At 40.9% G+C, this 21,331-nt stretch carries 15 protein-coding genes; 9 read left to right on the forward strand and 6 right to left on the reverse strand.

What is annotated here, in order from left to right:
* Window positions 1-390 precede the first annotated feature (390 nt).
* From MHO82_RS23280 to MHO82_RS23290, 3 genes are all read left to right on the forward strand, one after another.
* Entirely contained in the window at window positions 391-1,653 is a 1,263-nt protein-coding gene (locus MHO82_RS23280; RefSeq protein WP_239188508.1) for a lysozyme inhibitor LprI family protein, read from the forward strand.
* An 84-nt stretch (window positions 1,654-1,737) separates the two neighbouring features.
* The gene (locus tag MHO82_RS23285) at window positions 1,738-2,445 is read left to right on the forward strand and encodes an AraC family transcriptional regulator (protein ID WP_239188511.1); all 708 of its coding nucleotides are present in this window, start codon (window positions 1,738-1,740) and stop codon (window positions 2,443-2,445) included.
* Window positions 2,446-2,554: 109 nt separating this feature from the next.
* Entirely contained in the window at window positions 2,555-3,463 is a 909-nt protein-coding gene (locus MHO82_RS23290; protein ID WP_239188514.1) for an EamA family transporter, read from the forward strand.
* A gap of 542 nt (window positions 3,464-4,005) precedes the next feature.
* Here MHO82_RS23290 and MHO82_RS23295 read toward each other — a convergent pair.
* The gene (locus tag MHO82_RS23295; protein WP_239188517.1) at window positions 4,006-4,560 is read right to left on the reverse strand and encodes a sugar O-acetyltransferase; all 555 of its coding nucleotides are present in this window, start codon (window positions 4,558-4,560) and stop codon (window positions 4,006-4,008) included.
* Between the two features lie 1,185 nt (window positions 4,561-5,745).
* Between MHO82_RS23295 and MHO82_RS23300 the strand changes: the two genes are divergently transcribed.
* Together MHO82_RS23300 and MHO82_RS23305 are read left to right on the forward strand one after the other, a co-directional pair.
* Window positions 5,746-7,653 carry a methyl-accepting chemotaxis protein gene (locus MHO82_RS23300; protein WP_239188521.1) on the forward strand — a complete coding sequence of 636 codons (1,908 nt, stop codon included), beginning with the start codon at window positions 5,746-5,748 and terminating at the stop codon, window positions 7,651-7,653.
* A 242-nt stretch (window positions 7,654-7,895) separates the two neighbouring features.
* Complete coding sequence (locus MHO82_RS23305; protein ID WP_239188524.1) at window positions 7,896-8,747, forward strand: transporter substrate-binding domain-containing protein; 852 nt, start codon at window positions 7,896-7,898, stop codon at window positions 8,745-8,747.
* Between the two features lie 238 nt (window positions 8,748-8,985).
* Here the strand turns inward: MHO82_RS23305 and MHO82_RS23310 are convergent, their stop codons facing one another.
* The gene (locus MHO82_RS23310; protein ID WP_239188527.1) at window positions 8,986-9,417 is read right to left on the reverse strand and encodes a hypothetical protein; all 432 of its coding nucleotides are present in this window, start codon (window positions 9,415-9,417) and stop codon (window positions 8,986-8,988) included.
* Between the two features lie 48 nt (window positions 9,418-9,465).
* Window positions 9,466-10,797: an MFS transporter gene (locus MHO82_RS23315; protein ID WP_239188530.1), complete on the reverse strand. Its 1,332-nt coding sequence runs from the start codon at window positions 10,795-10,797 to the stop codon at window positions 9,466-9,468.
* Between the two features lie 228 nt (window positions 10,798-11,025).
* Between MHO82_RS23315 and MHO82_RS23320 the strand changes: the two genes are divergently transcribed.
* The 4 genes from MHO82_RS23320 to MHO82_RS23335 all read left to right on the forward strand — a co-directional run bounded on the left by MHO82_RS23320 (window position 11,026) and on the right by MHO82_RS23335 (window position 15,072).
* Window positions 11,026-11,715, forward strand: a complete 690-nt coding sequence (locus MHO82_RS23320) for a hypothetical protein (RefSeq protein WP_239188532.1) — start codon at window positions 11,026-11,028, stop codon at window positions 11,713-11,715.
* A 576-nt stretch (window positions 11,716-12,291) separates the two neighbouring features.
* Window positions 12,292-13,113: a hypothetical protein gene (locus tag MHO82_RS23325; protein ID WP_239188534.1), complete on the forward strand. Its 822-nt coding sequence runs from the start codon at window positions 12,292-12,294 to the stop codon at window positions 13,111-13,113.
* A 5-nt stretch (window positions 13,114-13,118) separates the two neighbouring features.
* Window positions 13,119-14,309, forward strand: coding sequence for a YcaO-like family protein (locus MHO82_RS23330; RefSeq protein WP_239188535.1), 1,191 nt, complete (start codon window positions 13,119-13,121; stop codon window positions 14,307-14,309).
* Between the two features lie 28 nt (window positions 14,310-14,337).
* The gene (locus tag MHO82_RS23335; RefSeq protein ID WP_239188537.1) at window positions 14,338-15,072 is read left to right on the forward strand and encodes a SagB/ThcOx family dehydrogenase; all 735 of its coding nucleotides are present in this window, start codon (window positions 14,338-14,340) and stop codon (window positions 15,070-15,072) included.
* A gap of 93 nt (window positions 15,073-15,165) precedes the next feature.
* Here the strand turns inward: MHO82_RS23335 and MHO82_RS23340 are convergent, their stop codons facing one another.
* The 3 genes from MHO82_RS23340 to MHO82_RS23350 all read right to left on the reverse strand — a co-directional run bounded on the left by MHO82_RS23340 (window position 15,166) and on the right by MHO82_RS23350 (window position 21,109).
* The gene (locus MHO82_RS23340; RefSeq protein WP_239188539.1) at window positions 15,166-15,537 is read right to left on the reverse strand and encodes a hypothetical protein; all 372 of its coding nucleotides are present in this window, start codon (window positions 15,535-15,537) and stop codon (window positions 15,166-15,168) included.
* A 226-nt stretch (window positions 15,538-15,763) separates the two neighbouring features.
* Complete coding sequence (locus tag MHO82_RS23345; RefSeq protein ID WP_239188541.1) at window positions 15,764-19,912, reverse strand: calcium-binding protein; 4,149 nt, start codon at window positions 19,910-19,912, stop codon at window positions 15,764-15,766.
* Between the two features lie 273 nt (window positions 19,913-20,185).
* Entirely contained in the window at window positions 20,186-21,109 is a 924-nt protein-coding gene (locus MHO82_RS23350) for a hypothetical protein (protein ID WP_239188543.1), read from the reverse strand.
* Between the last annotated feature and the right edge of the window lie 222 nt (window positions 21,110-21,331).

A 21,331-nucleotide genomic window follows, 5' to 3' on the forward strand; every position in this document is an offset into this window, starting at 1 on the left:
AAGATCACAGGACTAGGTATGCCTAAAACCATGCGAGTTGCTTAAATTTCCCGCAAACGGTAGCATTTTAAGCCCAATTTGATTTAGGAAACAAAGCCCATCTTCACGAGACATTCCAGTCACTTCACAGATGGATTCTAATGTTGTATTCAATGTATCTTCATCGATAACATTGTCGTTTTTCTTTTTTCAAATGCTTTTTCAATGCTCTCATTGAGCAGTTTCTGTTGTTCTCTATTTGTATTACTCATCTTCTAACTCAATTTGTATTTATTTTATTGTAATTATACCTTTTTTCTATATTTCTCTTTCTGTAAATCATTGATTTAAAAATACTTAAATGGATGTTACCTTTAAGCGCGTTTAGATTAACCTGTTGTAGGAGGTGGTATGTTAAGTGATGCTTTTAAGTTTATTGGGGCTAAGTGTACTGTTGCGGGGATCGTATTATTTTCTCCGGTAAGCTTTGCCGCTAGCTTTGATTGTACCCAGGCCCAATCTGATATAGAGCACATGATTTGTGATAATCCGTCGTTAAGTAAGATGGACGAAGTGATAAACACACTTTATTTTAAAGCGGTTAAAGTGAGCAACAGCAATGCGCTTAAAACGGAACAAAGGCAGTGGCTAAAACAAAGACAGGATGCTTGCCACACTTTACGTTATTGTGAGCAGTTCTTTATCAGCAGAATCACAGATCTTATCGATGCATCACACATGGTGCAAAATGATTTGACCAAAGGAATGACCTACCCGGATGTTGCCACGTTAGATGACATATCAGCCAGTGCTTATCAAACTAAGTTTCTTAAAGAGAGCAATAACCCGTGGCCACGAAAACAGCTTCGTCAGCATCAATGGATAACGAACCTGCAAGTTGCAACAACAAGTGATGCAATATATGTGTATTTTATGGCAGATGGCAATGGCGAAACGAGTGATCAAGAAATCGCACTGTATGAATACAATCTACTGACTGATGAAGCATTTAAGATTGCGAACGTGAGTTACTACGATCAGTACAGTAGTAATTACTTGCGAGGGAATCAAATTCATTACCATGCTATTGATGAGAAGAATAAACAAGTAACGGAGTTTGCTTATACCATTGGTAGCCGAGTGAATCACGAACAGGTAAATATATATACTGAGAAGTTTTATAAACAAAACAGAGTCAGTATTTACACGGCTTCTATGAAAGATAGAGCGGTTGCTCACGGTAAAGATAAGTTAGCCATTAGTAACCGGGGAATGGCTAAAGAGATTGGGCCTAATAAACGTGCAGGCCTTGATGAGGCTTTATTGACACTGAGCGATAAGGTCAGCTCTATAGATAATGTTGAGCGTTACCGAAAAGTGAATTCTATCGCGGTATATGACAATACAACCAATGATATTCATATTGTTAGCAAAGACATTATGGACGATTGGTACATAAAAAACATTGTGTGGGCACCAGATGACAGCTCTATCTATTTTGATAATTCAGGTACGTTTGCTTGTATTTGGGAATACAATGTAGCGAGTGATAAGCTAATAAAAATCGTGCCAGAGCATAGCGCAGAAAACCCTGTTCCATTTACCTATGAAGGGCAGGATTACATTGTATACAAAGATGAGGGCAAGTTAATGCTCGCCGCAAGACCACATTAAAATAAAAATCATATAGTGCCATCTAGCCTGTAACGTTATTAATACTTTCTATACGTTGCAGGCTTATTTTTAAGGGTCGTTATTATGGAAGACAGCCTCACGATACGAACATACACTAAGCAGCGTAAAGGCCATGCTCACCTTCATCATCAGTTAGTGTTACCAATACAAGGGGTGATTCTTATTGAACTTGACGGGTATGAGGGCAAAGTCGCTGTTGGAGAGTGTGTTGTTATTCAGGCGGGTACTTTTCATCTATTTAGAGCCGATGAAGCTGCTCGATTTATTGTGGCTGATCTTAATACGTTACCATGTAACTTATTAAGTATGGATTCTTTGGTTTTCTCAATTTCCTCTCCTCTGAAAAGTTATCTTTCTTTTGTTGAAAGGCAATTAGAGCATCAAGTAGATAGCTCGATAGAAAGCACTATGATCCTGATGTTTCATCAACTTTTAGCATTACAAAAAGCGAATGAGCAAATGGATCCCAGAATTAGAGTGGTTATTCAGCATATATCAGAAGATTTGGCTGCTGAATTTACTGTGAATGGATTAGCGAGTCTTGCTTGTTTGAGCCCCACGCAATTTAAGAAAGTGTTTAAGCAGTCTACGGGGCAAAGTGTACTTCAATACATAACAGCACAAAAAATGGAAAGAGCAAAAGCACTTTTAACTCACACTGATATTCCTGTTCAGTTGATATCAGAGCAAGTTGGTTATGGCGATGTGTCGGCATTCAGTCGACGGTTTTCTGTATTTTTTGGTATCTCACCTCGTCAACTAAGAGGCTAAATATCGTCTTACAAGACAGATTAAGCGTCTTTTCTGCAAACTAAGTTAATATCTGTAACTTTATACTGAAGCTCATGGAAAAACAAAACAGACCATAAAAAGGTTATGCATGAGTCAGTCTTTAGTCAGTAAAAATACAGAAACCCATGGCGTATCTGCCATTTTATTTGCTTCTTTATTATGGGGAACCACGGGGACGGCTGCATCGCTGGCTCCAAACTTAAGCCCTTTGGCTATTGGACCATTTTCTATGGGCGTAGGTGGTTTAATGCTCGCAATCGTTGCGGCAAAGCACCTTAGGAATGATGCTAAGCGATTGATCAAAGAGTCGAATTTACTTTGGGTTGGTGCCATTGCTTTAGCTCTGTACCCACTGGCTTTTTACAGTTCTATGCGCTTAGCTGGTGTCGCGATAGGGACGGTTGTATCCATTGCCAGTGCGCCGTTTTTTGTTGCTGTGATTGAGTGTCTTTTTAGCAAAGAACATAGTATAGATCGCCAGTGGGTATTGAGCTTCATTATTGGTGCTCTTGGTATTTCACTGCTGACTTTTTCAGAAACTAACCTACCTAGTAACCATTCAGAGCAAGCAGATAAATATATAGGTATCTGTCTTGGTTTTATGGCTGGTTTTACTTATGCGCTGTATTCTTGGGCGGCGAAAGGATTAATAAAACAAGGGGTAAGCGCTCAATCAGCCATGGGAAGTATATTTGGCTTTGGTGCTGTGTTGCTTCTTCCTATTTTGGCTTTTACTGGTCGTGAGTTATTTGCTACTTCGATGAATACTGCGGTAGCACTCTATATGGCCGTGATTCCAATGTTTTTAGGTTATGTGTGCTTTGGTTATGGGCTTAAAAGTGTCTGTGTGAGTAAAGCCTGTTTACTTACGCTTTTTGAGCCAGCAGTGGCAACCGTATTTGCGGTGGTGATAGTAGGTGAATCTATATCATTGGCTGGTTGGGTTGGCGTTATATTTATTATGCTCTGTTTACTGCTACAGTCATATAAGCCATAGACTGTGCTTCTCTGTCATTTTAATTATCGTCTAGGTTGAAGTCATTGTCTTAACGCTGGCTTTGTCTCCTACCAGTCATAGGTATTTTTTTTAACATTAGGTGATAGATGATTATAGAAATACAAATGTCATTTGTTTGATAGGAAGACATATAATTTCGTCGCTGATGAACATTGGCACTATCGTTTGTTTAGCTGCTCTATGGTGGAGTTTTTAAGTTTGGTTTACAAAGTAAAAGATAAGAGGACTCTTTTACGGCCGTAATGACTACACTAATGTAGAAATAGCATAAGATGATTAAGATCTAGAGTTACTTATTTCTATCATTTTGAGTATAAGCACCTGATGTAGCCGATTCTTGAAACGTACTCAAATAATACAGTTACCTAGCTACATTTGGGGATGAACGATATCTATAACGCACCTGCGGTGTGTACCTCAGAAATCAAAAAGTAAGTCGCTTTAAAGGGCGAACCTTGCTGTTTTGCTAGCAATAGCAGCCTACTTTTAGTGGTAGGCTGTTTATCCCGCCACTCTTCTTTTTACATATCGAGGTAACGGATCGGTTTCGCTGGGCTTCCTACGCACACTGCATTATCAGGCAAGTCTTTTGTAACGACGCTGCCTGCACCTACCACAACGTTGTTTCCAATGGTAGCGCCAGGGCAAACCGTTACGTTAGCTCCTAACCACACATCGTTACCTATCGTAATGGCCTTGGCAAATTCATCGCCCGAAGCGCGCTCTATGGGATCCAATGGATGGCCCGCTGTGGATATCACAACCCCAGGCGCTAGCAGGCAGTTATTACCAATGGTGATTGGTGCACCATCAAGAATTGTGCAGCCATGGTTGGCGTAAAATCCGGTGCCAGTTTTAATGTTATAGCCGTAATCACAGTTAAATGGCGATTCCACCCACGCATCATCACAACTATTCAGTAACTGCTGAATAATGGCAATGCGTATCTCTTTTTGAGTCGGACAAGTTTGATTTAATTGGAAACATAATGCTTTGGCTGTTTGCCTCTCTTCGGTGAGTTCGGTATCCCACGCTTGGTAGGTTAATCCGGCGATCATTTTTTCTTTTTCGGTCATTGGGATCTCAATAGCGGGTAACGTAGACGCCTATTATGGACGGAATATTGCGTTAATTAAGCATGCTTGAGTAGGAAAAAGCGGCCAGATCACACTCTGCACCGAGCTTTTTATCTTGTGCGTAAGCGTAAGTTAGCTGAGATTCATCTGGGGAATAAGCCTTTGGATTCACCTGTTAGTGAGTTATGAAATATGAGAGATTCTTTGGAGAAAGTTGTACCAATTAGTGAGCAGAGTTACCCTAGTTTTCCGGTCTATCTTCTATTCAAATAAAAAGAGTGGTTACCCATATACAATCTATGTTTCTAATAATTATAGGACGCTCTTAAATAAAAGCTCTTACTTTGAAGTGAGATGCCTTTACTTTAATAAGGGTAGGGTGAGGTTAATTATTTTGAGTGATTTTTTATCATGCGCAGCACTCATGTTTTTTAAAAGAGGAAATATGAATTTCTTTGTTTTTCAATATGACATTCCTTTTTATTTATTTGATTTTGTTGATATTTATTTTTTTATTTTTATTAATATGCGATTTTTTAATCGTTATTTGTATTTTATCTATTATGAGTATTAAATGAGGAAGGCCGCTCTTCCACTTTTATAATATGGAAACTATGTGTAATTAATTTCATTAAGCATAATGGCATAATATTTAATTTGTTATTTGAAATCCTGGTATGACCACAATAAAAATCATTTTCATACAAATAATTTTTAGGTATGTTTTGCGACTTCAATTTTCTGTTAGTGATAAATGGATATTACCTAGTATCTATAAAAGTAAATGAGATAAATTCATGTCTAATCAAAGTTTACAGATTAATCCATATTTTTTATCTCTGTTACTAAGTAATAGCGAAGTTAAGCATAGTAATCTGTACTTTTGTTTAGCCTGAAAGAGTTTAAAAGTTAGAGTTAATTAATAAGTGGCTGAATTATTAAAATAATGACGTTAGCAAAGTCATGTAACTGCAACTGATAAATAGGTCTATGAGGTATCTATCATAGTCTATGCGTTTAATAATAAGATATTAAAAAGACAAGGATTTTAGATTTAAAAATATGAATTAAGCATGAGATTGGTTTTTAAATTATCCATCTTTTTTTAATGAATTCATATTCGTTTTTATCTATAAGTTTTATTTTATCTTTAACTGCATGAAATACATGCGATTAAGGCAAAAAATGAAATCATTAGGGTTTAAAAAAACAATATTAATATCAATAATAATATTGTTTACGTTAGGGTTATTGGCATCAAATTGGTTTGCTTTTAACTCATTAAAACTAAGTACAATAAGCAATATTAATACACAGTCATTGTCTATTATTCGTTATGAAACCGAACAAATAGAAGAATGGTTTCAAAATAAAAGTGAGGTAATTAGTGCCCTCGCAAAGAGCTACGAAAGGAACGATTTAGAAGAACGTTATGTTGATATTGCAAGATTGACAGCAGATGCGGGTGATTTGACTGGGGTTTATTTTGGCTTCGATGATGGCCGTGCATACTCCAGTGCGACGGGGCCAAGATGGATAGACGGTGTTGCAGACCCTGATAAGTATAGCCACAAAAACCTTCCATGGTACCTATTAGGCAAGGCTAAAAAAGGTCTAAATATCACTGATATTTATAAAGATCCAGAAACAGGAAAAGAAATTGTTTCTATTGTAAATAGCGTCTCCGATGGTGTGGTTATGGGAGATATAGAGTTGTCTATTTTGGAGGAAACGGTAGATAACGTTAAATTCCCTGGTGCTATTGCCGTGATATTAGATGGAAAAGGCAAGCCTTTAGTCAGTAACGCAACCGTGTCAAATTCAGCGTATGAGTTTGATGGTCTTGGAATAGAAGAAGTCCGTGGACTTATGCTATCTCAACCTGAGGTCCATAAAGCTTATAATGTGAATGGTGTTGATAAAATAGTTTTTACTGAAGAAATAAAGCTTTTGAATGGCAAGAAATGGTATTTGTTGATCAGCATTAATAAAGATGTAGCCTACGCTGCTGTTGATGAGGCATTAACGAATGCAATGATTACGTCTTTGATTATGATTTTGACGGCAATCGCTCTTGTAACTGCATTACTGAATGTCTTGTATCGTCCTATTTTATCTCTAAAAGAAGTGGTTATTGATTTATCACAGGGTAATGGTGATCTTACTCGTCGGCTACCAGTAACGAGTAATGATGACTTAGGGGAAATATCGGAAGGTATTAATGTCTTTATTGCTAATTTGCAATCTCTAATGATCGACATATCTCAGTCTTCTACATTCATTTCATCGAGTGTTGATCAGTTAAAAAGTCAAGTGACTGCTAATAGTGCGGTGCTGAACGCACACTCTGCGGAAACAGAGCAAATTGTGGCAGCTATTGAAGAGATGAGCTCTACGGCAAGTGATGTTGCTAATAATGCTTCAGAAGCTTCTCAATTTACTCATAAAACAAATACACAAGTGGAAGAATCTAAATCTATTGTTAATAGCGCAACAGCCACAGTATCGCTACTTGTTGATAATGTTGAAGATACATCGGAGAGTATTTCGAACATAAGCCAAGATACGACAGATATTACTCATGTACTGGAAGTGATCGGTGATCTTGCTGAACAAACAAACTTGTTAGCGTTAAATGCCGCGATAGAAGCCGCTAGGGCAGGTGAGAAAGGTCGAGGTTTTGCTGTTGTTGCTGATGAAGTTCGTGCCCTTGCAGCGAGAACACAAGCGAGTACCGCGGAGATTGAGCAGACGTTGAGTAAACTTAATGTTGGATCCAAGGCGGCTATTTTAGCGATGGATAATACGAAATCTACGTGCAAGCAAACGGCTGAAAATACATTACGGGTGGAACAAGAGTTGAGCCGAGTCTCAGAGTCCGTGATCTATATGAATGACTTAAATATGCAGATTGCCACTGCTGCTGAAGAGCAGAGTTCTGTATCTGGTGAAATCACTCGGAATATGGCCTCTATTCGTGAGATCGTGGAAGAGCTTTCTGTGAATGGTCAAGCAACAGAAAGTGAAACTATGAACCTTGCTTCGGCTAATGGTCAGCTTAAATCTGTTGTTGGCCAATTTAAATTAAGCTAAAGAGCCTGAGTAGCTTTGAGGGACACTGCGTACCGAGGTTGGACCCGGTGTACCCTCTTAGCTATAAAAATGACAATGGCTGACTTACAGTGGCCATTGAACTTACCATCCATTACCTAGCCAACTTAGTTTATGCAATATCTTATTCGTTGAGAGGTACAAGCTAGTCTATCCTTGAATGTATAGAAAAGGGGTAGGCTAGACTCCAAGAACTTAAAAGCATCATAAGGCGGGGGCATAATGTGAGTAAACGCTTATTGTTATTTATGCTCGCTGCTGTATTTTCTGCCTCTGCCTCTGCCTCTGCCTCTGCCTCTGCCTCTGCCTCTGCCTCTGCCTCTGCCTCTGCCTCTGCCTCTGATGTCGTTATTTATGTTGATCATGCATACCGCCCTTATAACTATGAAGAAAACGGTAAAGTGAAAGGCATGTACATTGATGTATTGAATACAGCCTTTTCTCGTATGCAAGGCTTTCGGGTGACAATAGAAGCGGTTCCTTGGGTGAGGGCAAAACGTTATATGGAGGTCGGCAAAGGGTTTGCTATTGTGCCCGTGTTCTTCCATGGGCACGACTGGCCTTATTTACACCCATATTCAATTCCATTTAGTAAAGAAAGCATTGAAGTACTGTGTGATGAAAGTGTACTCAGCACGCCAAGGCCAAATTGGCCAGATGATTATAAAGGCTTAAAAATAGGCAAACCGTCAGGGAATGGATGGGGTGGATCTCGTTTTGAAAAAATGGTGAAGCAAGGAATGATTACCTTAGAGGACTCTTCTACGACGACGATGATGATTAAAAAAATAGGTAAGAAACGATTAGATTGCATCATGATTGAAAGACTATCTTTTAATTATTATATGAAAAAGCTGAAAAGCGCAGGGGAATATGATGAAGGTGGTGAAGATGCCCTTTTGAAGAAAGGAGCGGTGATCAGTGAAGGTTTGATCTATATGGGCTATTCACGCCCTGCTCGCGAGGCGGGTACTTACCCATTCCAATTTGACTTCATGCAACAATTTGATTCCATCATGTTTAAGATGCTGGAATCTGGAGAGGTCGAAAGAATCATGGCGTCATATCAGGAGTAGAATTATTTTTAAATTGCCTTATTCTAACCAAAAATATACTTTTTAACGGTGTAACTCTTATTATAAAATAATATTAACTATGTTATAGATAGTTAATATTATTTTTTCTTTATATTTGGATCTTTTATCTAACTGTTGTTAAATTCAGAACATCGTTTATGAGACAGTTCAACTAACTCGGAATAAGAAAGTCGATATTTTTCGTTTACGTTATTAATATCATCGAAGGTAAAAACCCCTAATGTATACTTGTTTTTTTATCTTCAGAAACTGTTAGTCGCAATATAGTATTATCGTTAATGTATTTCATATATTTATCGCTACCAAGAATGCCATAACTAACACTAGTTGCCTTATATGATAGCTCTTTAAACCAGTCTGTTTTGTTTTTATTAAGGTATGATTCTAATATTGGGTTATACTTTGTTAGAGTATTGTTAATCCTTATGTTGTCCATGTCTAGTAATTCATTTTCATTTATCGGGAATGGATTTTTACGTATCACATAAGCATTTTCCTTTAAACACATAGGGTAAAATAAGCCTGTATTAATAAGTGAGTCTAAGCTTGATTCTGTTCCAAAGTATGTTGTTGGGTATTTAGCTGGAATAAGGTTGTAACCAATTAATACTGTAACAATAATACCGAGATAAATTAAAAAATTTTTCATTGTGGTTGGAATATCTTATTTTCTCTAATTGATTATAAATGAAACTGCTCATAAAATCGCCTTCTTTTTGTCTTTAACATAGAAAAATGCGCTGATTGAGATGAACAAAAACGCAAAGTAATAGAAGAAGGAAGACAGTGAGGCGATAAAGTCGATGTGTTGTTCTATTTGCTCCTCGGTGTAGTTCTGAGACACCAATTTATAGTAGTAAGCATATAGAATACCAATCAATCCGTAGCCAAGGTTAAACATCAAACCTTTGAAGCTGAGTACGGTTGCTCTGTTGTGTGATTTAGTTTTTTTATTTAGGTGATAACTAATAAAAATATTCATCGTCATAATAATAAAGATGAGGATCAGTGCAGGTATTACACCGTATATTGACCACCCCAAGCTAATCCAATAGTAAGTAGCCATGGTGGCTAACCCCATAACACCTATAAACGTTTTAGGTGCCATACTTTCCGCTAGTTTTCGACTTTGCCCTGCCAAAAGAATTTGCAGCAAACTTATCCCTGAGCCGATAAGCCCGAAGTAAATAATGGGGATATCAATGGCGCGATAGTATTGACTGTTCATGGTTAAAAACATACGTGAAGTGTGTTCAAACAAGCTGTAATAGAGCAAAATGAAAAGTACATAAGGTGTAGAAAGCACCCATTTCCCTGTGTTTAGTGTTAATTTCAGGCTTGCTATGGTGGTGGCTAGTCTACTGCTATCACTTGGCAGTTCTTTTTTCTCTTCTCTCATGTTGAATGCTGCATACATGGCGATCATGGCGACAAATAATGTGGCATAAACAGGAATACGCATAATATCTTGGGTACTTTCTGGCTCTGCTAATCCGAGAAGATCATAAATGTGAGCCATGAAGTTAACGTCATACATTGCGGCTCCCACTAGGGTCACAAAAATGCCGACGCTAGAAGAAATACGAAGCTGGATCTGTAATACTCGCGGCCATACATCTTCTTGGCCTCGCTCTTTTAACGTGTCGTAAGCCAAAGCTTCATCGGCGCCGCTTGCCAAAGCCATTGCTAAACCACTTAGTACTCGGTTTATTAAAAAAACCATGAACACAAAAGTGGGGTTTCCCGTAGGGACAAAGGCTATCATGGCGATTTCGATAAACATGACAATTGAAGATAATACCACCAGTTTTTTGCGACCTAAGGTATCAGCAAAAGCACCGGATGGGACTTCGGCCAGTACAATGGTGGCAGCCCAGACCACATTAAGCATCGCAAATTGGGAGAGGGTTAAGCCGTAATCTAAATACAGTAAGGTGAATACTGGATAGTAAAAGCGAGCAAAGTAACTGCTTCGAAACATTAAGAAGTAGCGGACATTACGAATTTGAAGGATTTCTGTGGGTGTCATGGCATTCCTGGCACGTTGAATCACATAAGATTATGTATATACCGTTTTTGGGTTTAGTGCTAAACGCTTTCAGCAAAGAAAGGGTAGGGCTAAGGGCTCCAGCACATTATCATAAATGCCGTTGTTTGAACCATGATATATTTTTATGGCCTTTCTATCTTTAGAATAATTGGATAGAGTGATCATAAAAAATCAAGGGTTAATACAAAAATAAGGTATAGGGTAAATATGGCTTTTTTTATTAAAGATACGAAACTAAAAGTAGCTGAAAGAGAGATATTTCATAATGAAGAAGGGTACATCGGATTCCCATCAAAGGATCTGGTTGTCTTTGATAACGACACCTTACTTCCGATTGGACTTTTATCATATAACTTATTTGATAGTGATTCAGATGAAAAAATATTAATAGCAGTACCTAATCTTCAAGGAATACCTGAGGGAGACTATGGTGCTATTACATATTCTTTTATCAATAAAGAAGAAGGATGGCGATTGGATGATGAGTTTCTTCATGACTCGGCGCTTGACGAGGAAGAAGATTATATTAGTAACTATCATCAAGCGCATGAGTTTTTCATAAAACATAAGCACGTTACAGCATTTGGAAGAAAAGCTCCGCTGTTTGAGATAGGTGGGCAGCCTCCATTGGGGCAAAACTGGGATTCTATCTTATATAATGAAAGGGGAGATAATCCAGAATTGGATCGCTACCATGAAGTGACAAGTAATATTTCTGATCCTGATTTTGAATATATGAGTACTAGAGACATAACGTACTTCAATGAAAGGGAAGAGCAAGAGTTTATTTTCTTAGGTTGTTTTAGTGACACCCCTTATTTAGATCTTGCTGGTAAGTTCATGGTGTTCTATCAACCGGATTTAAAAAAGGTAATGCTCGTTATTGAGTATGATTGATTTACGTATTTCTGAAAAAGGTCATGTTCTTATGACCTTTTTTCTGTTCATCTTGATGGACTCTTTATTTATTAAAATGGAACTGTCACACTTTATTATTATTGGTATATAAGTCAATATAGTTTTAATGTTGTTTTCTAGAGTTATTATTTACATTTTTTCTATTTCATCTTCTAGCTTATTATTTTTATTGTCGGTATATTATTTGTTTTTTTAATTAAATCACCCAGTATTATTAACGTTTAAATAAATTTAGATAATGATTTAAGGTTAATTTATAAATAAGGTTTTGAATAAACATCTTAATCTTTATTAATAGATACTTTAATCTAGTTTAATATATTGACTGTAGCAGGGTGGCGGTGATACTAATTATCCCCGATGTTAAAGCATCGAATATTTATTAATTTATTGGAGAACAAAAAATGAACACGATTGCAAAATTAAAGCTTAAACAAAAAAACACAGAAATTAAAACTAAAAAAGTAGCAAAAAAAGCAGCAGGTGCTTGCTGTACATGTGTTTGCTAAGCTTTATTTGATGTGTGGCTGCCCTAGTATATATTAAGGTTTTATTATGAAACTCAATCAAAACTTAAAAGTTATCACCACTCACGATGGGATAACTCACTTATATTACTTGGGCAGTTCGCTGTATTTTGAAACTGGGGATATTCCCCATAGTGAAATAAAATCTTTAATAGAAGAGCTTCAAAGTATTTCTTTAGATGATATCGACATTGACTCGCTGTGTGATATCCGTTCTGGATTGATATGTTCTTTTTATGACTACTGCCTTTTTGAGGAGGATACCCCTAGATCCTTAAAAGAACTGGGTTTAGTGAATAATAAAATTTTAGATACTGTCTGCTTTACAAGCTTTCTTAGCAGCGAATCTGAGTTTGATATGTTAAATGCTCACCCCTTAGTAGAGATGCTATCAACGCAGTCTACTTCTGTGCAATCTTGTCAAAAGACATTATTTCTTGTCGCAGTTAGTCAACACCAATACCATCACCTAGAGCGATTACACGAAACACTATCTACGCCTTGGGCGGCGATAATCTATGATCATTTTGGTTTCACCATTACCCCTGTGTTCGGCTTACCAATGGGGCCTTGCTACAACTGCTATCGAATGCTGCATCTTTCCAATCTGTCTTCTATCGATGAGCACGACAGGATCGAACGTTATTTCAATGAGAGAGATAAAGAGTTTCAGATAGCGAAGGGAACTTTGAGGCACGGTGAGGTGACGTTGTATTCATGGGTTGAACGCTTACTCTCAGGAAAGCCTTATGGGGATTATGATCAGGCGATATTGTTTGATTCGCACAACCTTGATGTTGAGAAAGTAAAAATACCCAATATCAGTACCTGTAACTCCTGCTTTGAGTGATTCCTATGTTCTCACCCAATCTAAGAAATCAAGCATTTTTAGATACAATCAGCAAGGTATGCTCAGACAAAGTAGGGATCATTTCCCCTTTAGAAAAACTCAGCGTAAAGGATGGATTGTATATCACGCGATGTCACTCAAATTCGGGAATTTCTCTTCTATCAGGTAGGGCAAGTGACATTGTCTCATGTGGTAATGATCGAAATCTGAACTTATCATCCATTAAAGTGGCAGCTGAGTATTTTGAACGTTATTGTTGGTACAACCTCTCCATATATCGTGGAAGGGAGAAAGAAAGTTGGCAGCAGCTTAGCCAAGCTGGAAAACATGCCTTATCTCCTGATGTGATCATGAATGCTTTTACTGAAGAGCAGTACTTAGAACCTGTTTTCCCTCTAAAAAAGCTGGGGTTGAGTGATCAAGTGTATTGGTTGGAAGCCCAAGATCTCTATAATCAAAATGTGTATTTACCTGCTCAGCTTTTCGTACCACCTAACACAGGTGAAGCTCCTTATTGGAGCCCAAACTCCAGTGGTATGGCTTTCCACACAGAAGTTGAAACCGCACTGTTAAATAGTTTGTTGGAGTTAGTCGAACGGGATGCTTTTCTTCATATATGGTGGTCTAAATCTTCTCCGGCTGTTATTTCCCAATGCGGTAACCGATCGGTTTTGGATATTACCGGGCGTATTGGCGTACCTTGTGTCGCTGTGGTTGAAATACACCAAGGCCATATGCTGATAGGCACCAGTGCTGACTTTATTCAGAGTAAAGCGATTGAAAAAGCTTCTGCGGAAGTGGATCAGCTTAAGATTGTCTCAGCACTTCATCATAAGGAATCTAAGAGGAAAAAGGCCCACGACATCAAGTCATTTGAAGATAGCCTTTCCTATTACAGTGATGAAAATCTTCACCTTACGGATTTTCTTACTCAAGGCGGTTCTGCTGAGGAAAAGGCTGAAACAAACATAGGCACGCTTTCTGCGCTGGTGAGCCGCTTAAAAGAGTTAAAGATTCGTGTCTATACCGCTAACTTGACGACACCGGAAATCGCAGCCGTGGGTGGGGTGGTGTTAAAGTCATACTCTCCTGATCTTATCTCCTTGAATCATGATGACGTATGCAGGCCATTGGCAACAATAAAAAGAAATACGGGGCACTGCGCGGCACACCGCGATCCTCATCCATTTCTTTAACGGGAGCTCTTTAACGAGAACAATGGCGATGCCTATCATTAAACAAAAAAATAAATTTCAACGAAAACTAAAACGTAATATACCGCAGTGGTATATAGATTCATGCCGACGAAGTAAATTTACTAACCAAGAGTCAGCGACTGCCTTCGAAGCATTTTCAGAGTCTGCATCAGGGCAGATGTTTGAATTACCTAAAGCATTGAGCATAGAAAGTGATGCTAGCCCGTTATTACGTTTGTTCTCAGAGCGAAAGAGCCATCGAATCTATTCTGGTTTACCTCTAAGCTTGAATGAACTTATGTATTTTCATCGATCTATTTTCCACACTCGTAGTTACCCTTCTGCTGGTGGGCTTTACCAGATAAACCCATACTATATTGTGAACCGAGTCGATGGCTTAGCCCCTGGTGTTTACCGCCTACCAAGCCCCCATGAATCCGAGCCCAGTTGCCTTTTCACTATTCCAGAGCATGATAAAAGCGTGGATGAAGCCTACACTTTTGATGATTTGTCTGAGACTGCCTTTATTCTTGTTTTGGCTGCCGAGCACTCTCTTATTACGGATAAATATGGTGATAGAGGATGGCGGTTTGCATTTTTAGAAGCCGGACATATCGGGCAAAATGTTAGCTTGCTCGTAACAGAGCAGGGCTGGCGACATTGTTGTATTGGAGGGGGGATGGAAGACACATTATGTCATTGGTTGAAAACAACCCTACAACATCAGGCTCCCGTGTACAGTATTGCGGTAGGAGCATCTTAACCCCGTGCGAATTAAGCGGAGGTGCTTACAAATCCACCAGCCATATTCCTGCTGGTGGATGTATATTATTGAGCCTTGGATACTCGTATATGGTTAGAGCTCTTTCATTGCCGAAACAACGGAAGGGTCGTTAATTAGATTAAACAGTAGGCTTTTGGCGGAAGAGCGTTGTGCGTCTGATAAGGCTTTGGTTGGATTTTCTCTGGTTTGGGTAAGGATATTCTTGATGAACTTATTGTTCGTACCAGAAAGCTCATAAACAAATCGGAGAGTGTCGACTAATTCGCCCTGAGGTAGGCTGTAAACGGCCATCTCACAATCTAGGTTATCCATGGAAAGTAAGTTGTTCACGACTGCTTTGCGCTCATGGTTGAACTTTTCTTTGGCTTCAAAGGCATCAATCAAGGCTTGCACTCTATCGGCAATCATTACAGGCACTTCCATTGTTTTCGTTTCATAGTTCATTATGGTTTCTCCTGTTCTAACTGTGATTTCGCTGTTGGATCATTGAATAGTGCAGATACTGACTGTCAGGATATCTCTCTCTTGTCTATTTTGGTAGCGCATTTCTAATAACTTTAGGCAGTTTCTATTTTTTGGTCTCTTTGCATGGTTTTTCACTTATTTAAAGCCGCAAGCCCAGCGACTTAGAGGTTAAGTACTGGGCTTGGCTTTGTGGTGTTATTAACGCTTAGCCTAACTCGGTGCCGTTTAAGCTGATGTTTTCAAGTTCGGTATCGCTCCAGATGGTGATACTTTGATCATTGTCGTTAGTGAAGGTATAGCCCGTGAGTGAAGCAGTATCGATTTCTTTGTCTTGGTAGATGCTTTCCAAGTCGGTGGAAAGATTGGCGGCATGCTCTGACATTTGCCAGTTGAAACCATCTAGGCTGATGTTCATGGCTCCTGTACACACAAAACTGGCGTTACTAATATCAGCGGTGTCATTTTGGAGGATTTTATCCAGTGCCAAGCTGAGTTCAGCATCAGAAGCGTTAATAATGGCCCCTTCAAGCTCTTGGAATGCGGTTTTTGTCATATCGATGATTTGGTTTGCACCATCATCACCGACGGATAGGAAGTCTACACCTGAGCCGCCGCTAAAGTGAACCGTAGAGCCGTCGCTGTTTTCCACATCGTGTTTATCAAACACAAGCATGTCGTTACCGCTGCCCGCGTACAGTTGGTCGAGGCCAGAGCCACCGCTTAGCACATCATCACCTTCTTGGCCGAACAGTAAGTCATTGCCAGCATCCCCGGTGAGGATGTCATTACCTAGGCCACCATCAAGGTTGTCGTTATGGTTACCGCCTGAAAGGGTATCGTCGCCTTCGCCACCGGAAAGAATATCGGCACCATTTCCGCCACTTAATGTGTCAGAGCCTGTGTCGCCATACAGAAGGTCATCTCCACTATCACCAAACAGTTGGTCATTACCTTGCTCGCCATACAGGGTGTCGTTGTGAGAGCCGCCTTTTAAGGTGTCGTCTCCAATACCAGCAAAAAGGGTATCTTCTCCGTCATCGCCTTTTAAGTGGTCATTACCAATGTCACCTTTTAAAGTGTCGTTGCCGCTGCCGCCATGCAGGCTATCGTTCCCCGCTCCGCCTTCTAGGGTGTCGTTATCGTTTTGGCCGTACAGTTTGTCGTTGCCATCGTCACCCTTCAGTATGTCTTGCCCGTCTCCACCGTAAAGTTTGTCGTTATCTTCACCGCCGGAAAGTAAATCGTTCCCCGCTCCTGATGTTAGGCTGTCTGCTCCTGTACCACCGTCTAAAGTGTCATTGCCAGCTCCACTTTGGAGGGTATCGTTGCCTGAACCACCATGCAGCAGATTATCTCCATCTCCAGCATTGAGGGTGTCATGACCCGTACCACCAAAGAGTTGATCGTTACCGTTGTCAGCGGTTAACTCATCGTTACCATCTTCACCATGAAGGACGTTATCCCCGGTGCCTGAATTTAAGGTGTCATCGCCTAGGCCGCCCTCTAGGATGTCGTTGCCGGCAAAGCCTTCGAGGCGATCGTTACCGCTGTCACCTTGGAGCACATCATTACCAGAAGCTCCGTAAAGCACGTCATTATCGTCACCGCCTGAGAGGGTGTTGTTGCCTGCGGTTGCGTGCAGTTCATCTTCACCTTGGCCGCCAAAGAGTTGGTCGTTTCCTTCTCCGCCAAATAACTTGTCTTGGCCATCTCCCCCGTGGAGGCTATCGTCGCCTTTACCACCCAGTAGCAGATCGTTGCCTTGTTCCCCGAGTAAGGTGTCATGGCCTAGCCCACCTTCAAGTTGGTCAATACCGTCTCCACCAGATAAGTGATCGTTCCCTTCTGCGCCATACATTAGGTCATTGCCACTTCCTGCTGTTGCAGTGTCATTACCGCTACCGCCATATAAAATGTTATTGCCAGCACCTAATTCGATGAAGTTATTGCCAGATTCGCCGTAAACAGTATCGTTTCCTGTGCCAGCTGAAACAGTATCGTTACCAGCTCCAGCAAAAAGGGTGTCATCGCCCCCGTTGGCTTGAATGTTATCGTCATCTGCTCCGCCATAGAGTGTGTCACTGTTGTCACTGCCTTTAAGTAAATCATTGCCTGCACCGCCATAGATGTGATGGCTGCCTCCTTCTGCGGCGGTTAATGTGTCGTTGCCTTCACCGCCTACAAGGGTATCTTGGCCGTCATCGGTAATGATGTCATCGCCTGCACCGCCATCAAGATAATCAGCTCCTAAGCCTCCCACTAAAGTATCTGAGCCTGCACCACCAAATAGGGCATCATCGCCTTCTCCACCATTAAGAAGATCGTCTCCGCCGTCACCACGAAGTAGGTCATTGCCTCTATTGCCTAATAACGTATCGTTGTCAGAGCCGCCTTCCAGGGTGTCGTTTTCATGAGAGCCTGTTAAATGATCGCTGCCCGAACCGCCATACAGGGCGCTGCTGTTTGTGCCGGCTATGAGGGTGTCATTACCGTTTTCACCGTGCAATTCGTTGCTGTCGTGCTCACCGTAAAGGGTGTCGTTGCCTGCACCGGCAAAAACTTTATCGCTGCCAGCACCTGCGTAAATAGTATCATCGCCAGCGCCAGAGAAAATGAGATCGTCCCCAATGCCTGCTTGAATGCTGTCTTGCCCAACGCCTGAAAAAACGGTGTCGTTACCTTCGCCTGCGGTGATGGTATTGTTACCGTTGCCTGCGTGCACTGTGTCGTTGTCGGCACCGGAGTGAATGGTATCGTCACCGTTACCACTGAATACGGTGTCATCTCCTTCGCCTGTCGTAATGTGGTTTTCACCTTTACCAGAGTAAACCGTGTCTGCCCCCGCGCCAGTTACGATGGTGTCGTCGCCTTGCTCACTGTAAACCGTGTCGTCTCCAAGGCCTGCATCAATGGTGTTGTTGCCTGTTTCAGCAAAAATCAGATCATTACCAATACCGCCTTCGACGTAATCATTCCCCGCGCCGGCATAAATGGTATCGTCACCTTCCCCCCCGAGAATACGATCATCGCCGTCGTTGGCGTGTAACTCGTCATGGCCTTCGCCGCCATCCAGTTGATCATTGCCTTCCCCACCAAATAGGAGATCATTGCCTTGAGCACCAAATAATTGGTCATCTCCTAAATTACCATGAAGAGCATCATCACCTTCACCGCCAGTGAGAAGGTCATTTCCGTTTTCACCAAACAGTTGGTCGTCACCGGTGGATCCATGGATTGTGTCATTGCCATCACCACCCAACAGCAAATCGTTGTCGGCACCGCCATTGATGTTATCGGCCCCGTCTCCACCGAGTACGAAATCGTCTCCGGCATCGCCATGAATCACGTCATCACCAGCATCACCGTGAATTTCATCATTATCATCGCCACCAGATAAGATGTCGTTCCCGAGTCCACCAAAAAGTTGGTCGGCTCCGTCACCAGCCAATAGGGTGTCGTTACCGTTATCGCCGATCAGAACATCGTTACCTGCATTGCCTTTTAATGTGTCGTCGCCTAGTTCACCCAATAAAAGATCATCTCCGTCACCACCACTGATGGTATCGTTGCCATCACTGCCTAGTAGGGTGTCGTTTCCTTCGTTGCCGTGTAGGACATCATCGCCACTGCCACCAATTAAGACGTCGTCACCTTCATTACCGTGAAGGGAATCATTGTTGATGTCGCCATCGATAAAATCATTCCCTTCATTGCCGTGAATGGTATCGGCCCCCTGTTGACCAAAAATAATGTCATCGCCACTGCCGCCAGTGATGGTGTCGTCATAGATGTTATTTGCAAACAGTTCGACAGATTGAATGTCGGTAATTGGAGTGCTTTCTGGGGTTGAGATCTGGAATGTGATGGCTGGATTATCTTCTATTTGTTCAGCAGTAAATTGGGCATCAACCACTACATTACCTTGCTCATCGGTGATGGCTGGTATACTGGTGAGTACGTTACCGCTAGGATCAACCAGCTCTACTACAACCTCACAGTTGGTTTGGGTTAGAGAAAAGTTGGCAGTAATGGAGCCACTGTCGTTTACTAGGTAGTTACCTAAACGAATGCTGTGGGTAATTTGCTCGGATTCAGAAGTTGAGGTGTGTTGGTAAACTGACTGAGATGTACCCCAGTTGTCATCTTCTGAGGCTGGTGTTGTGGATGTCTCGTAGTTGGTATCACCAAGGATAGTATCAGCACCTTCACCACCAGAGAGTTGATCGCTCCCTTCACCACCGACAACAAAGTCGTCTCCTGATTTTGCGATTACTTCGTCACTGCCTGCCAATGCGTTGATGTTGTCACTAAGATTTGTGCCATCGATTTTGTCATTTTTATTCGTTCCTTGCATATTCAACCTCACTTATTGGCATTTCATTTTGATTTTGAAGTACATCCATGATGGTTTAGTTAGGCAGTTGTGGTGCCAAAAGTGGACTTATGATTTGCTTTTATGCCATTTTCGCTTGAGTAGACGACTTAACGCGAATTAAATACCAATAAAGATCAATGGATTACTTTCAAAGGTTAACTGATATGAGCCTTGTTTTACTTGTTTCTTTTAATAGAAGAATAGGCGCTATAGAAAAATTAAAGTGAGTTTATTTGCATATTGAGATGCAGCTTAAAATGCAAAAGAGTAGGCAAGGGTAATCGAGCCATCAATAAATCGGCCTGTGTCTTTGGCTCTGTCAGAGTCGTGCCAACGATTACCCGAGTAATTATTGTATTGCAATGTAATGGTGCCCGGTCGCCAATCAAAATACCCGAAGCCATAGGTGAAATCAGGGTTCCATGGTTGCCTTTGGGTGGTATCTAAGTAGTGGAAAGCGGTGCCATTTATATACCAATTACCAGTAATGGCGTATTTGCAGCCTAGGCTTACCGTCCTGTGGTGATACTTGTTACCAATAGAGGCCAAATCAAAATATTCATGGGTGTAGTTAAAGTCAACTTGGCAGCCAATGGATCCTTCTTTGGTAAAAGATAACCAATCGATAAAGGGCTTTGTGATCGGAAATTTCCATCCGAATGACCAAGTACCTTGCTGAAAGGTGGTAACGGGTTGTGTGTCGGTGGCACTGAATCGGTTTCCACCATAGTTGGAATACAACAAACTGAATGTGTATGGCCGCCAATCACTGTAACCAAGTACGTACGTGAAATCTGGGTTCCAAGGGTTTTGTTGTTCTTTATCGACATAGTGATAAACCGTACCAGATACAAACCAATTGCCGATAATGCTGTATTTTAGCGACAAAGTTGCAGTGAGATTGTTATTGGTAGGGCCGTTCGTGGTGTTGGGGGGCAGATTTGCGGCTGGGGTTTCTAATAGTGGGTAGCCAAGGGCGAGGTTGCCACTTAAGCCATCATACCAATGACGCTCTGTTGTTTCTTCATCCCACTCTGCAAAAGGCAGCGCAAAAGAGCTGCTGACTCCTTGCCAAATGACCTCTTCTTCCTCCTCTTGTAGTAACGGTTCGGGTGTTGTTTCTGGGCTCAGAAGGGGGGATTGCGGCTTAGGGGCATGTTTCGCTGTTTCCTGCATAAACTCATTTGCCCAACCTTTTTCTACATAAATAAAAAAAATATTGGTTATGAGTAAGATAGTGCAAAAAAAACGCCGCATGTGCATGTGTATTTTGTTCTCACTTTTATAAAAGTAGATGAGTATTGTTTTGTTTAGTGACGTAGCTTAACTATTTGGCTTTTACTTGCCTATTTTTATTATCACAAGAGTAATCTTTACTAGACTCTAAGCATATGGAAC

The organism is Vibrio sp. Of7-15, from assembly GCF_022347565.1.
In the GTDB taxonomy this organism is placed as follows: Bacteria; Pseudomonadota; Gammaproteobacteria; order Enterobacterales; family Vibrionaceae; genus NORP241.